This window comes from Escherichia sp. MOD1-EC6300, from assembly GCF_002965045.1.
GTDB lineage: Bacteria > Pseudomonadota > Gammaproteobacteria > Enterobacterales > Enterobacteriaceae > Escherichia > Escherichia coli_F.
This window is the reverse complement of sequence record NZ_PTRH01000006.1, coordinates 20,223-34,231: the sequence shown is the minus strand read 5'-3', so window position 1 is coordinate 34,231 and position 14,009 is coordinate 20,223. Positions and strand designations below refer to the sequence as shown.

Here is a 14,009-nt window from a genome sequence, read left to right as displayed (position 1 = left end):
GTATTAAAACGCGTAAAAGTTTCAATATGGAACATTCATTAAAACATATGTTTCACCATGAAACATAATTTGGGCTAATTTTCTTTTCCCTTACCTGATGCACAATGGATTTATCGGCAGTCAGTGGTCGCCGTGTCGTTGAACATCATCCATGCCCTACCGTAATTGCTGGAGCAAGATAATGAAAAAATTGATCAATGATGTGCAAGACGTTCTGGACGAACAACTGGCGGGTCTGGCGAAAGCGCATTCATCGCTGACACTGCATCAGGATCCGGTGTATGTCACCCGAGCTGATGCCCCCGTTGCAGGAAAAGTCGCCCTGCTGTCGGGCGGCGGCAGCGGACACGAACCGATGCACTGCGGTTATATCGGTCAAGGGATGCTTTCGGGAGCCTGTCCGGGCGAAATATTCACCTCACCGACGCCCGATAAAATTTTTGAATGCGCCATGCAAATTGATGGCGGCGAAGGTGTACTGCTGATTATCAAAAATTACACCGGCGATATTCTTAACTTCGAAACAGCAACAGAATTACTGCACGATAGCGGCGTAAAAGTGACCACCGTGGTCATTGATGACGACGTTGCAGTAAAAGACAGTCTTTATACCGCTGGGCGGCGCGGCGTTGCCAACACCGTATTAATCGAAAAAATCGTAGGCGCAGCGGCAGAACGTGGCGACTCGCTGGAGGCTTGTGCACAACTAGGGCGTAAGTTGAACAATCAGGGCCATTCTATTGGTATCGCCCTCAATGCCTGTACCGTTCCTGCCGCGGGAAAACCTTCTTTTACCCTGGCAGATAATGAGATGGAGTTTGGCGTCGGCATTCATGGTGAGCCGGGTATTGACCGCCGCCCCTTCTCCTCCCTTGACCAAACAGTTGATCAAATGTTCGACACCCTGCTGGAAAATGGCTCATACCATCGCACTTTGCGTTTCTGGGATTATCAACAAGGCAGCTGGCAGGAAGAATCACAAACCAAACAACCGCTCCAGTCTGGCGATCGGGTGATTGCGCTGGTTAACAATCTTGGCGCAACTCCGCTTTCTGAGCTGTACGGCGTCTATAACCGCCTGACCACACGTTGCCAGCAAGCGGGATTGACTATCGAGCGTAATTTAATTGGCGCGTACTGCACCTCACTGGATATGACCGGTTTCTCAATCACCTTACTGAAAGTTGATGACGAAACGCTGGCACTCTGGGACGCCCCAGTCCACACCCCGGCGCTTAACTGGGGTAAATAAGGAGATAACCATGTCACTGAGCAGAACTCAAATTGTTAACTGGCTCACTCGCTGTGGAGAAATTTTCAGCACCGAGAGCGAGTATCTTACCGGACTGGATCGCGAAATTGGCGACGCTGACCACGGGCTAAATATGAACCGTGGCTTTAGCAAGGTGGTAGAAAAACTCCCTGCTATCGCAGATAAAGATATCGGTTTCATTCTCAAGAATACCGGCATGACGCTGCTTTCCAGCGTCGGTGGTGCCAGTGGTCCGCTGTTCGGTACTTTCTTTATCCGCGCCGCACAGGCGACACAGGCACGGCAAAGCCTGACGCTGGAAGAACTGTATCAGATGTTCCGCGATGGTGTAGACGGCGTAATCAGTCGCGGGAAAGCCGAACCTGGCGATAAAACCATGTGTGATGTGTGGGTGCCGGTGGTGGAATCGTTACGTCAGTCCAGCGAGCAAAATCTCTCTATTCCGGCGGCGCTCGAAGCTGCCGGTAGCGTCGCCGAATCCGCTGCACAAAGTACGATTACGATGCAAGCCCGCAAAGGCCGTGCCAGTTATCTCGGTGAACGCAGTATTGGTCACCAGGATCCCGGCGCGACCTCGGTGATGTTTATGATGCAAATGCTGGCGTTAGCCGCAAAAGAGTAAGGAAATGGTGATGGTAAACCTGGTCATAGTTTCACATAGCAGCCGACTGGGAGAAGGTGTCGGTGAATTAGCCCGTCAGATGTTAATGAGTGATAGCTGTAAAATCGCCATTGCCGCGGGAATTGACGATCCCCAAAATCCCATTGGTACCGATGCCGTCAAAGTGATGGAGGCCATCGAGTCCGTTGCCGATGCCGACCATGTGCTGGTGATGATGGATATGGGTAGCGCATTATTAAGTGCTGAAACTGCACTGGAGTTGCTGGCCCCCGAGATCGCCGCAAAAGTACGTTTGTGTGCGGCACCGTTAGTCGAAGGTACACTGGCAGCAACAGTCAGCGCGGCCTCGGGAGCAGATATCGACAAAGTTATCTATGACGCCATGCATGCGCTGGAAGCCAAACGTGAACAACTGGGTTTACCGTCCTCCGACACCGAAATCGCTGACACATGTCCTCCGTACGATGAAGAAGCCCATTCTCTGGCCGTGGTCATTAAAAACCGTAACGGCCTTCATGTACGTCCGGCCTCCCGGCTGGTTTATACCTTATCGACATTTAATGCCGATATGTTGCTGGAGAAAAACGGTAAATGCGTCACGCCGGAGAGTATTAACCAGATCGCGCTACTACAAGTCCGCTATAACGATACGCTGCGCCTGATTGCGAAAGGGCCAGAAGCTGAAAAGGCGCTGGTTGCTTTCCGTCAGCTGGCTGAAGATAACTTTGGTGAAACGGAAGAAGTTGCTCCGCCTACTCAGCGGCCCATTCCGCCTGTTTCGGGTAAAGCCTTTTATTATCAACCGGTTTTATGTACGGTACAGGCAAAATCAACCCTGACCGTGGATGAAGAACAAGAACGATTACGCCAGGCCATTGACTTCACGTTATTAGATCTGATGACGTTAACAGCGAAAGCAGAAGCGAGCGGGCTTGATGATATTGCCGCAATCTTTTCTGGTCACCATACACTGTTAGATGATCCAGAACTGCTGGCGGCGGCAAACGAATTTCTTCAGCATGAGTATTGCACAGCAGAATATGCCTGGCAGCACGTTCTTAAAGAACTAAGTCAGCAATACCAACAACTGGATGATGAATATTTACAGGCTCGCTATATCGATGTGGACGATCTTCTACATCGCACCCTAATCCACCTGACGCAAACGAAAGAAGAACTCCCGCAATTTAACTCGCCAACCATTTTACTGGCGGAGAACATTTATCCGTCCACGGTTCTGCAACTGGATCCGGCGGTTGTAAAAGGGATCTGCCTTAGCGCCGGAAGTCTGGTATCCCACAGTGCCCTAATCGCCCACGAACTGGGGATTGGCTGGATTTGCCAGCAGGGTGAGAAACTGTATGCGATACAACCTGAAGAAACGTTAACGCTGGACGTTAAAACGCAACGTTTCAGCCATCAGGGATAAACCACCGTTCGGATGGCATCGTTCTGATGCCATTCGGCAATTTACTCTGCTCTGATATTTTTTAACTACCTGTTATATTTTTTACCAAATCATGATGATTTTTTCTGCGCTAATCGCAAACCAAACGTCGCTGGCTGGCTAATAAACAGACTTTATTTAATTACTCTATTTCACCCTTATTTATCCCTTTAATCTCCTTTTCCAAAATGCCTGACAGTTCGCAGAATGAGATTTCGATCATGCAGTTAGTGCGATCCTGAACTAAGGTTTTCTGATACTTGAATACCGTTTTGTTCGGTTTCGCCCAAGGAGAATGATTGATGAAAGCCACCGCCCCTCCTCGCCCGCAAAAAATAGCGTTAATTCCCGCCTGCGTTTTGTTGTGTTTCGCTGCGCTAGCGGTGCAGGCAGAAGAAACGCCAGTAACGCCACAGCCGCCTGATATTTTGTTAGGGCCGCTGTTTAACGATGTGCAAAACGCCAAACTTTTTCCGGACCAAAAGACCTTTGCTGATGCCGTGCCGAACAGCGATCCGCTAATGATCCTTGCAGATTATCGAATGCAGCAAAACCAGAGCGGCTTTGATCTGCGCCATTTCGTTAACGTCAATTTCACTCTGCCGAAAGAGGGAGAGAAATATGTTCCGCCAGAAGGGCAGTCGCTGCGCGAACATATTGACGGACTTTGGCCTGTATTAACGCGTTCTACCGAAAACACCGAAAAATGGGATTCTCTGTTACCGCTGCCGGAACCTTATGTCGTGCCGGGCGGACGTTTTCGCGAGGTATATTACTGGGACAGTTACTTCACCATGTTAGGGCTTGCCGAAAGCGGCCACTGGGATAAAGTTGCGGATATGGTGGCCAATTTTGCTCATGAAATAGACACTTACGGTCATATTCCCAACGGCAACCGCAGTTACTATTTAAGCCGCTCGCAACCGCCCTTCTTTGCCCTGATGGTAGAGTTACTGGCGCAGCATGACGGTGATGTCGCATTGAAGCAATACCTGCCGCAAATGCAAAAAGAATATGCTTACTGGATGGACGGTGTTGAAAACCTGCAAGCCGGAAAACAGGAAAAACGCGTTGTAAAACTTCAGGATGGTACCCTTCTCAACCGCTACTGGGACGATCGCGATACGCCACGGCCAGAGTCATGGGTGGAAGATATTGCCACTGCCAAAAGCAATCCGAATCGACCTGCCACTGAAATTTACCGCGACCTGCGCTCTGCCGCTGCGTCTGGCTGGGATTTCAGCTCGCGCTGGATGGACAATCCGCAGCAGTTAAATACCTTACGCACCACCAGCATCGTACCGGTCGATCTGAATAGCCTGATGTTCAAAATGGAAAAAATCCTTGCCCGCGCCAGCAAAGCTGCCGGAGATAACGCGATGGCAAACCAGTACGAAACGCTGGCGAATGCCCGTCAAAAAGGGATCGAAAAATATCTGTGGAACGATCAACAAGGCTGGTATGCCGATTACGACCTGAAAAGTCATAAAGTGCGCAATCAGTTAACCGCGGCCGCCCTGTTCCCGCTGTACGTCAATGCGGCAGCGAAAGATCGCGCCAGCAAAATGGCGACGGCGACGAAAACACATCTGCTGCAACCAGGCGGCCTGAACACCACGTCGGTGAAAAGTGGGCAACAATGGGATGCGCCAAACGGCTGGGCACCGTTGCAGTGGGTCGCGACAGAAGGATTACAAAACTACGGGCAAAAAGAGGTGGCGATGGACATTAGCTGGCACTTCCTTACCAATGTTCAGCACACCTATGACCGGGAGAAAAAGCTGGTGGAAAAATATGATGTCAGCACCACCGGAACAGGGGGCGGCGGTGGCGAATATCCATTACAGGATGGCTTTGGCTGGACCAATGGTGTGACGCTAAAAATGCTGGATTTGATCTGCCCGAAAGAGCAACCATGTGACAATGTTCCGGCGACGCGTCCACTCAGTGAATCAACAACACAGCCGGTAAAACAAAAAGAGGCGGAACCTACGCCTTAACTTTACTGTATATCGAGCAATGCCATTACGTGCATAAAATTGGCATTGCTCTTTCTTCATCACGAAATACCACTCTTTCTACAGTCTATGCCTTTATTTTCTTTTATTAGGGAAGATTTTAATTTTATTTTATCAACTTGTTAATCATTACACCTCTATTTATATTTTCCCCCACTCCCCATTCTCCCTGACAATTTTCTTGTGGAACAAAGTGTTATTTAAGAAACAAGCAAATCATTCTGTCTCTTTAGACAAATTTTGACATCAAACATGATCTTTTTCGCTATATGTGTAAGTATATAGCGGTTTTAATTATCAGGATATTACTTATGTCACTAACCAGACGGAGGTTTACACAGATTCTTGCGTCGACATTGTTCCTGCATCATCTGCCGTCCTTTGCACAATCAGTCAAATTCTGGGCCTCACTGACGCTTCCCGAAGCCCAAAACATTACACGCATCGTCAGCGCAGGCGCGCCCGCCGATTTACTATTGCTGGCTGTCGCGCCAGAAAAAATGGTCGGTTTTTCCTCTTTTGATTTTGCCCGTCAGGCATTAATTCCATTGCCAGAGCACATTCGCCAGTTCCCCAGGCTGGGACGACTCGCCGGGCGCGCCAGCACACTCTCGCTGGAAGGGCTTATGGCATTACATCCCGATTTGGTCGTTGATTGCGGCAATACGGATGAAACCTGGATCTCCCAGGCACGGCAGGTTAGCGAACAGACACAAATACCCTGGTTATTGCTTAACGGGAAACTGGAACAATCAGCAGAACAGTTAACAACGCTTGGCAAAACGTTAGGCGAAGAGCACCGCGCCGCAGAACAAGCCAATCTCGCCAGCCGCTTCGTTGGTGAAGCTCAGGCATTCGCCACCTCACCCGCCGCTAACCTCAGCTTTTATGCTGCGCGCGGTCCTCGAGGGCTGGAAACGGGCTTACAGGGTTCGTTGCATACCGAGGCGGCGGAATTATTAGGTTTGCACAACGTCGCGCAAATAGCCGATCGCCACGGTCTGACACAGGTTTCCATGGAAAATCTCCTGCGCTGGCAGCCGGATATTATTCTGGTTCAGGAGGCCGTTACTGCAGATTTTATTCGTCGTGATCCTCTCTGGCAGGGCGTGAAAGCGGTTGCGGAACAACGCATCTTATTTTTAAGTGGCCTGCCCTTTGGCTGGCTGGATGCCCCGCCGGGAATCAACCGTCTTCTGGGATTACGCAGACTTCACGCCTGGCTGGATCCCGCCATCAATCGCCAGTTTAAAAGTGACATGCAGCATTACGCCCAACTGTTCTGGCATTGTTCACTCAGTGACGCCGACTATCAAAAATTGGTGGCGAGCTAATGAGAACCGTAAACGGATGTATTTTGCTGCTGGCAGCTATCAGTATCACTTTTGCCGCCGTAAGTGGGGCTTATCATCTCGATATACAGCAACTGCTGGCGCTCATTCTTCGTCAAGAAAATGTTCCTGTGCAGGAACAAATTGTCTTCTGGCAAATCCGCGTGCCGCGTATTCTTGCTGCGCTGTTTCTGGGCGCGGCGCTGGCAGGGGCCGGAACCACCTATCAGGGAATGTTCCGTAATCCCTTAGTGTCACCGGATATTTTAGGCGTCTCCGCCGGTGCCGGACTTGGTGCCTGCGCGGCAATCCTGTGGGGATTATCCATTGTTTACATCCAGCTGTACGCATTTTGCGGCGGGCTGATGGTGGTCGCGGGCGTCTGGTTGATTACGCGTCGGGTGACCCGCCACGATCCGATCTTAACCCTGGTGCTGGTAGGCATTGCGTTAGGAACGTTGTGCGGAGCGGGGATATCGCTAATAAAAACGCTGGCCGATCCTTACACCCAGTTACCGTCAATTACCTTCTGGTTGCTGGGGGGGCTGTCCACCGTGACCTTACGCGATCTCTGCTATGCTGCACCGATCATTCTCATAGGCTCCTTGCCCCTGTTTTTTCTCCGCTGGCGCATGAATTTACTCACGCTTTCCGACGACGAAGCCCATTCGCTGGGACTGAACGTGACACGTCTGCGCTTTGGATTAATTGTCTGCGCCACACTCATCACCGCCAGCACGGTAGCAATAGCGGGCATAATTGGTTGGGTCGGCCTGGTCGTTCCGCACATTGCCCGCTTGTTGACCGGTCATAACCATCAGCAGCTGTTGCCCATGGCAATGTGTACTGGCGCGATTCTGCTCCTGCTTACCGATACGCTGGCACGCAGCATTGGAACAACAGAAATCCCACTTGGCATTCTGACCGCTTTTGTTGGTGCACCGTTTTTCCTGTTTTTGTTGTTACGCGGAGGTCGCCAGTGACTTTGCTTGCCGTCCGTCATGCGTCTCTGGGTTACTCCCGCCATCCGGTGCTACGCGACGTGTCCTTCACCCTGTCGCAAGGAACAATTTGTTGTCTGTTAGGAGCCAATGGTTGCGGCAAAACCACACTCATGCGCTCCATTCTTGGTGTTATACCGTTATTAAAAGGCGAGATCTTACTGGATAGCCTCCCTGTGCAGACACTCAGCCATCGCCAGCGCGCGCAGGCTATTGCCTGGGTGCCGCAGGCGCACGACGGCATTTTTGCTTTTAGTGTGCTGGATATGGTGTTGATGGGCCTGGCCCCCACCATAGGCGCTTTTTCCGTTCCCGGTAAGCAAGAACGCCTGAAAGCAACGGAGCAACTGGAAAAGCTGGGCATTTTGCATCTGGCGACACGACGCTGGAATACACTTAGCGGCGGTGAACGTCAGCTGGCTTTAATCGCCCGTGCACTCGTCCAGCAACCGCGCTTGTTATTACTGGATGAGCCTGCCTCCAGCCTCGATTTCGGTCATCAGATCCAACTACTGGACACGCTGGCGCAGCTCAAAAATAACGGCATGACAATGCTAATGTCGACTCATCATCCGCTCCATGCCAACGCCATTGCCGACAGCATTATCCAGGTAGAGCCAGATGGACGAGTAACACAAGGCTTACCGACCGAACAGTTAACAACGAACAAACTGGCTGCCCTGTATCGGGTTTCTGCCGACCAGATTCATCATCACCTCTCTGCAATTAGCCACTAAGGAACAATCATGCTCATTGATGAGATTGATTTTGCGGACCTTTACCTGCAGCAACTCAAGCTGGCCCACCGCACAGAAAAAACGCCGGATCACTGGGATCAACGGGCGGAAAAAATGGCGGAAAATTGCTCCTCGCCTACGGACAGCTACCTGCAACAACTGACCGCTAAAATTGATCTGCAAGGCGCGCAGACCTTATTCGATATGGGCTGCGGACCGGGTACCGTATCGCTGGCGCTGGCTGACAAACTCACGACGATTTATGGCGTTGATTACAGTCAGGGGATGCTGAAGGTTGCCGCCCGTCGCGCCGCCGCGCTAAAGGCAGACAATGTCCACTGGATCCAGCGCGCCTGGGAAGAGGACTGGAGTGACCTGCCACGCTGCGATATTGCCGTGGCTTCCCGCTCCACTCTGGTGGCTGATATGCGCCAGGCAATGAGCAAACTGAATAATCAGGCACGGCTTCGCGTCTATACGACTCATCTGGTCAGCACCTCGTTCGTCTCTCCAGCCATTCAGCGGGCGGCTGGTCGGGAAGTGATCGAATTACCCAACTATATCTTTGCGCTCAACGTCCTGTATCAGATGGGAATTTATGCTCACGTTGATTTTATCCGTGGACAAAATTGCCAACAGGATAACAGCACCTGGGAACGTTTTGAGCAGAACGTCAGCTGGAGTCTGGGCGCGCTTAACGACGATGAGCGTGAGCGGTTATATCGCTGGTATCAACAACAAGATGCTCGTGCCCTCGCCCCTGCCAGCCGCGACTGGGCGCTCATCTGGTGGGATAGCGTACCGCAAGAGGCACTGCGATGATTTTCCTTTCTCAGGCACAAATCGATGCGTTACTTCTGGAAGATATCCAGGGCGGTGACCTGACCACGCGAGCATTAAATATTGGACACCAGCATGGCTATATAGAGTTTTTTCTCCGTCAGGGCGGCTGCGTCAGCGGAATTTCTGTCGCGTGTAAGATGTTAACTACGCTGGGATTAACTATTGATGACGCGGTCAGCGACGGTTCTCAAGCGAACGCGGGTCAGCGGCTAATCCGTGCGCAAGGTAATGCCGCAGCACTTCATCAGAGATGGAAGGCAGTCCAGAATGTGCTGGAGTGGAGTTGCGGTGTTTCTGATTATCTCGCTCAAATGCTGGCGTTACTTCGTGAACGTTACCCTGATGGCAATATCGCCTGCACCCGAAAAGCAATTCCGGGCACCCGCTTACTGGCCTCGCAGGCAATTCTGGCTGCCGGAGGACTGATTCATCGTGCCGGATGTGCGGAAACCATATTATTGTTTGCCAACCACCGTCATTTTCTTCATGACAATCAGGACTGGTCAGGCGCAATCAATCAGTTACGTCGCCACGCACCCGAGAAGAAAATAGTTGTTGAAGCCGACACGCCGAAAGAGGCAATCGCCGCGTTACGCGCGCAACCAGACGTACTTCAGCTCGACAAATTTAATCCGCAACAGGCAACTGAAATTGCGCAAATAGCACCGTCGCTGGCTCCTCACTGCACGCTGGCTCTGACCGGCGGAATTAATCTAACAACACTCAAAAATTACCTCGACTGCGGCATTCGCCTTTTTATTACCTCCGCGCCTTATTACGCGACACCAGCTGACATTAAAGTCAGTCTGCAACCCGCAGCCTCTATTTAATTCTTTGTTAAACGGAATTTATTCTATGAGACTCAAAAAACGTTATCTCTGCACAGCATTATCACTTGCCTTTACCCAGCAGGCCGTAGCGGCTCAGGAGAGTGACACGCTGACCGTATGGTCCAGTCCGGTATCATCGACGACGACCACCGTTCTCGATCAACCCACCATGAAGGCCCTGGATAAACAGAATGTCGCTCAGGCATTAAGTGTCGTCCCCGGCGTGGTACTGCAAAAGTCAGGTAGCCGCAACGAAGAACAGGTCAAAGTTCGTGGCTTTGATAGTCGTCAGGTGCCGGTCTATTTCGACGGTGTGCCCATTTATGTTCCCTATGACGGCAACCTCGATCTGGCGCGGATTCTGACCAACAATTTGGGGGCAGTTGAAGTTTCCAAAGGGTATTCGTCGCTGCTTCAGGGGCCTAATCAGATGGGCGGAGCCATTAATATCACCACCCAGAAGCCAACAAAACCTCTGGAAGCAAGTCTGGGATATCGCCAGGGATGGAGCCGTAGCCAGGACAATGCCTACGATATGCATGCTTCTGGCACAATATCGATGCCGATACCATTCAAAATCAGAACAGCGGCACGGTGGATTACAGCGGTCTGGATGCCGGTATTAAGGGGAAAATCAGCAATATACTGGATGTAGGATTGAGCTACGCCCTGATCCACGCTGATACCAAACGTAAAGACATCGGCAAGATAACCGATCTGCCAACGCAGACAATGACCGCATGGATGACTCTCAAACCGTGGGAGCCGTTAAGCGTAACGCTGTCGGAAGAGGCGCGTTCCTCCAGCTACAGCAACAGTGACGGTTCACAAAAAGCCGCCGGTTTTGCGGTGACCCACATTCGAGCCGATTACACCTTAGGTCATGGCTTCAGCGTTAATGCGTCGGTCAATAACCTGTTTGATACCAAATATGCCTACAGTGAAGGGTTTATTGAAGAAGGTCGCAATTTCTGGGCAGGTGTCGAATATACGTTCTGATGTGAAAGCGGATAGCAACATCTGTATCGCTATCCGCCTTATGAAAATCTTATTCTCTTCGCAGGAGGCGGAAAACACCCAGCACCAGGATAGCGCCCACTACCGCCACCAGGAAGCTGTGCAGATTAAAACCACTGATGGAGCCGCCAATGCCAAACATGGTCGCCAGCCAGCCGCCAACCACCGCACCGATTATCCCGAGAATACAGGTCAGGAAAAATCCACCACCATCACGCCCCGGCATGATTAGCTTGGCGATAATGCCGGCTATCAGGCCAAAAATAATCCAGGCAATAATTCCCATGTTCAGGCCCTCGTTTCGATGAATCGGACGCAAGAAATGCTTACGTCAACGCTCTAAGTATAGGCAAGGGCGGGATCGATGCTGGGCGTTTGTCGGCTGATTTAAGAACAACATGTAAAAAATATTCACGCATTTGTATTAAGTTTTGTTAACTGTGACCGATAAACCAAAGACAGTTTGTCAGTCAGGAGTTTTTCCGCGTGAGTCATTACCATGAGCAGTTCCTGAAACAAAATCCGTTAGCCGTCCTGGGCGTGTTACGCGATTTGCACAAAGCCGCAATTCCTTTGCGTATCAGTTGGAATGGCGGGCAGCTGATCAGCAAAATACTGGCAATAACCCCGGATAAACTGGTGCTGGATTTCGGCAGTCAAGCCGAAGATAACAACGCTGTGTTAAAGGCGCAACACATTACCATTACCGCCGAAACCCAAGGCGCGAAAGTCGAATTTACTGTTGAACAACTACAGCAGAGTGAATACTTGCAGCTTCCGGCATTTATTACCGTACCGCCTCCCACCTTGTGGTTTGTACAACGACGCCGATATTTCCGCATCTCCGCCCCACTCCATCCGCCTTATTTTTGCCAGACCAAACTGGCGGATAACAGTACGTTACGTTTCCGCCTGTATGATTTGTCGTTAGGCGGCATGGGCGCATTACTGGAAACGGCAAAGCCTGCCGGATTGCACGAAGGCATGCGCTTCACTCAGATTGAAGTCAACATGGGGCAATGGGGTGTTTTTCACTTTGACGCCCAATTAATCTCCATCAGCGAGCGCAAAGTGATTGATGGCAAGAATGAAACCATCACCACTCCCCGTCTGAGCTTCCGTTTTCTTAACGTCAGCCCGACGGTGGAGCGGCAATTACAGCGGATTATTTTCTCTCTCGAGCGGGAAGCCCGGGAGAAAGCGGCCAAAGTGCGCGACTGATTTACATCGCGTCCAGTGCCTGCTCAAGTTTGTAGATATAGCGCGGTGCCTGCGGCGCAGGATGATTTCGTGCTACATGGTCGAGGAACTCGTCAGCATCCAGATCGTTGATTTTGCTGATCGCCTTTTTCCGATCTGACGAGAAAGTCCGTAGCAGCGCACCTGCCCCGTTAGCATATGACACCACCAGCGCATATTGCAGTACCTTCGGATCTTCAATGCCTGCCAGCGGGCCGGTTTCCAGAATATTCAGGTAAGCCGCGCCCATTGAAATATTACGTTCTGGATTTTTCAGCTCGCTGGTCGTCGGCTCACCGCTCCAGCCCATACGGCGATAAACATCACGTCCGGAGGTTGAAGCTTTTAACTGCATCAAACCAATGGCATTCGATTTACTCACCGCGTTCGGATTACCACCCGATTCGATAGCGATAATCGCCGTGATCAATTGTGGATCGACGCCCCAGGCTGCACCGGCTTTCTGGCTTATGGGCATCCACTGCATCGCACGTTGCACCGGAACTTTCGCGTTCCACGGCGGGTTCGTGTAGTCATGCTTTGATGAACAACCCGCTAATAACACAATCAAAAAGGCAAACCATCTTAATTTCACTTCTTCTATCCTTATAGCCTGGAATCGCCGTTGAGGTGACAACGGCACACCTAAGCGGCATGATATACATTTCGTTTCTGTTGTCAGCAAGGAATTGCCATGTCTCTGTTTCACTTAATAGCCCCATCGGGTTACTGCATAAAACAACACGATGCGCTGCGTGGTATCCAGCGCCTTACCGACGCGGGGCATCAGGTCAATAACGTCGAGGTTATTGCCCGTCGTTGTGAGCGTTTTGCGGGTACGGAAACGGAGCGTCTGGAAGATATCAATTCCCTTGCCAAACTCACTACCCCCAACACCATCGTGCTGGCAGTACGTGGCGGTTACGGTGCCAGTCGTTTACTGGCAGATATTGACTGGCAGGCACTGGCGGCTCGCCAACAACATGACCCGTTGCTCATTTGCGGTCATAGCGATTTTACGGCCATTCAGTGCGGTCTACTGGCACAAGGCAATGTCATCACCTTTAGCGGCCCGATGCTGGTGGCAAACTTTGGCGCGGATGAGCTGAACGCCTTTACCGAACACCACTTCTGGCTGGCGTTACGCAATGAAACCTTCACCATTGAATGGCAAGGGGAAGGCCCGACATGTCAGACCGAAGGCACGTTATGGGGAGGCAATCTCGCGATGCTGATTTCACTGATTGGTACACCGTGGATGCCGCAAATCGAAAACGGTATTCTGGTGCTGGAAGATATTAACGAGCATCCTTTCCGCGTCGAACGTATGCTGTTGCAGCTCTATCATGCTGGAATTTTGCCACGTCAGAAGGCGATTATTCTCGGTAGCTTTAGCGGCAGCACGCCCAATGATTATGACGCAGGTTACAACCTGGAGTCAGTGTACGCGTTTTTGCGTTCCCGCCTGTCGATTCCACTCATTACCGGCCTCGATTTTGGTCATGAACAACGTACGGTTACGCTGCCGTTGGGCGCACATGCCATTCTTAATAACACCCAGGAAGGCACTCAGTTGACGATTAGCGGTCATCCTGTTCTTAAAATGTAAAAAAATCACGCTTCAGGGCTAAGTAAAACGCTGTCTCTGCCG

At 51.1% G+C, this 14,009-nt stretch carries 13 protein-coding genes and 1 pseudogene; 12 read left to right on the top strand and 2 right to left on the bottom strand.

Annotated features, from left to right (window positions below):
* Positions 1 to 181 precede the first annotated feature (181 nt).
* The 10 genes and pseudogenes from dhaK (at position 182) to BGE37_RS11045 (ending at position 11,101) form a co-directional block, all read left to right on the top strand.
* Positions 182 to 1,252, top strand: coding sequence for a dihydroxyacetone kinase subunit DhaK (gene dhaK, locus BGE37_RS11095; RefSeq protein WP_105288033.1), 1,071 nt, complete (start codon positions 182 to 184; stop codon positions 1,250 to 1,252).
* A 10-nt stretch (positions 1,253 to 1,262) separates the two neighbouring features.
* Positions 1,263 to 1,895, top strand: coding sequence for a dihydroxyacetone kinase subunit DhaL (dhaL, locus tag BGE37_RS11090; RefSeq protein WP_105288032.1), 633 nt, complete (start codon positions 1,263 to 1,265; stop codon positions 1,893 to 1,895).
* A gap of 10 nt (positions 1,896 to 1,905) precedes the next feature.
* Entirely contained in the window at positions 1,906 to 3,324 is a 1,419-nt protein-coding gene (gene dhaM, locus BGE37_RS11085; protein WP_105288031.1) for a dihydroxyacetone kinase phosphoryl donor subunit DhaM, read from the top strand.
* A gap of 320 nt (positions 3,325 to 3,644) precedes the next feature.
* The gene (treA, locus tag BGE37_RS11080) at positions 3,645 to 5,342 is read left to right on the top strand and encodes an alpha,alpha-trehalase (protein WP_105288030.1); all 1,698 of its coding nucleotides are present in this window, start codon (positions 3,645 to 3,647) and stop codon (positions 5,340 to 5,342) included.
* A gap of 329 nt (positions 5,343 to 5,671) precedes the next feature.
* Entirely contained in the window at positions 5,672 to 6,694 is a 1,023-nt protein-coding gene (locus tag BGE37_RS11070) for an iron ABC transporter substrate-binding protein (RefSeq protein ID WP_000060136.1), read from the top strand.
* Positions 6,694 to 7,674, top strand: coding sequence for a FecCD family ABC transporter permease (locus BGE37_RS11065; RefSeq protein ID WP_001261252.1), 981 nt, complete (start codon positions 6,694 to 6,696; stop codon positions 7,672 to 7,674). The genes BGE37_RS11070 and BGE37_RS11065 overlap by 1 nt, the downstream gene beginning before the upstream one ends.
* Complete coding sequence (locus BGE37_RS11060; RefSeq protein ID WP_000173311.1) at positions 7,671 to 8,429, top strand: ABC transporter ATP-binding protein; 759 nt, start codon at positions 7,671 to 7,673, stop codon at positions 8,427 to 8,429. Before BGE37_RS11065 ends, BGE37_RS11060 begins: the two co-directional genes overlap by 4 nt.
* 9 nt (positions 8,430 to 8,438) lie before the next feature.
* On the top strand, positions 8,439 to 9,251 hold the full coding sequence (locus BGE37_RS11055; protein WP_105288029.1) for a class I SAM-dependent methyltransferase: 813 nt from the start codon (positions 8,439 to 8,441) through the stop codon (positions 9,249 to 9,251).
* Positions 9,248 to 10,102: a ModD protein gene (gene modD / locus BGE37_RS11050; RefSeq protein WP_105288028.1), complete on the top strand. Its 855-nt coding sequence runs from the start codon at positions 9,248 to 9,250 to the stop codon at positions 10,100 to 10,102. The genes BGE37_RS11055 and modD overlap by 4 nt, the downstream gene beginning before the upstream one ends.
* A 25-nt stretch (positions 10,103 to 10,127) precedes the next feature.
* Positions 10,128 to 11,101, top strand: a pseudogene (locus BGE37_RS11045) (TonB-dependent receptor domain-containing protein).
* Positions 11,102 to 11,150: 49 nt separating this feature from the next.
* Here the strand turns inward: BGE37_RS11045 and BGE37_RS11040 are convergent.
* Positions 11,151 to 11,405: a GlsB/YeaQ/YmgE family stress response membrane protein gene (locus BGE37_RS11040; protein WP_001353273.1), complete on the bottom strand. Its 255-nt coding sequence runs from the start codon at positions 11,403 to 11,405 to the stop codon at positions 11,151 to 11,153.
* A 200-nt stretch (positions 11,406 to 11,605) separates the two neighbouring features.
* Here BGE37_RS11040 and ycgR point away from each other — a divergent pair, with 200 nt between their 5' ends.
* Entirely contained in the window at positions 11,606 to 12,340 is a 735-nt protein-coding gene (gene ycgR / locus BGE37_RS11035) for a flagellar brake protein YcgR (RefSeq protein ID WP_105288027.1), read from the top strand.
* Between the two features lies 1 nt (position 12,341).
* On the opposite strand, the gene emtA is transcribed toward ycgR, so the two are convergent.
* Complete coding sequence (emtA, locus tag BGE37_RS11030; protein ID WP_001295616.1) at positions 12,342 to 12,953, bottom strand: membrane-bound lytic murein transglycosylase EmtA; 612 nt, start codon at positions 12,951 to 12,953, stop codon at positions 12,342 to 12,344.
* A gap of 99 nt (positions 12,954 to 13,052) precedes the next feature.
* Here emtA and ldcA point away from each other — a divergent pair, with 99 nt between their 5' ends.
* Entirely contained in the window at positions 13,053 to 13,967 is a 915-nt protein-coding gene (gene ldcA / locus BGE37_RS11020) for a muramoyltetrapeptide carboxypeptidase (RefSeq protein ID WP_088542322.1), read from the top strand.
* Positions 13,968 to 14,009 lie beyond the last annotated feature (42 nt).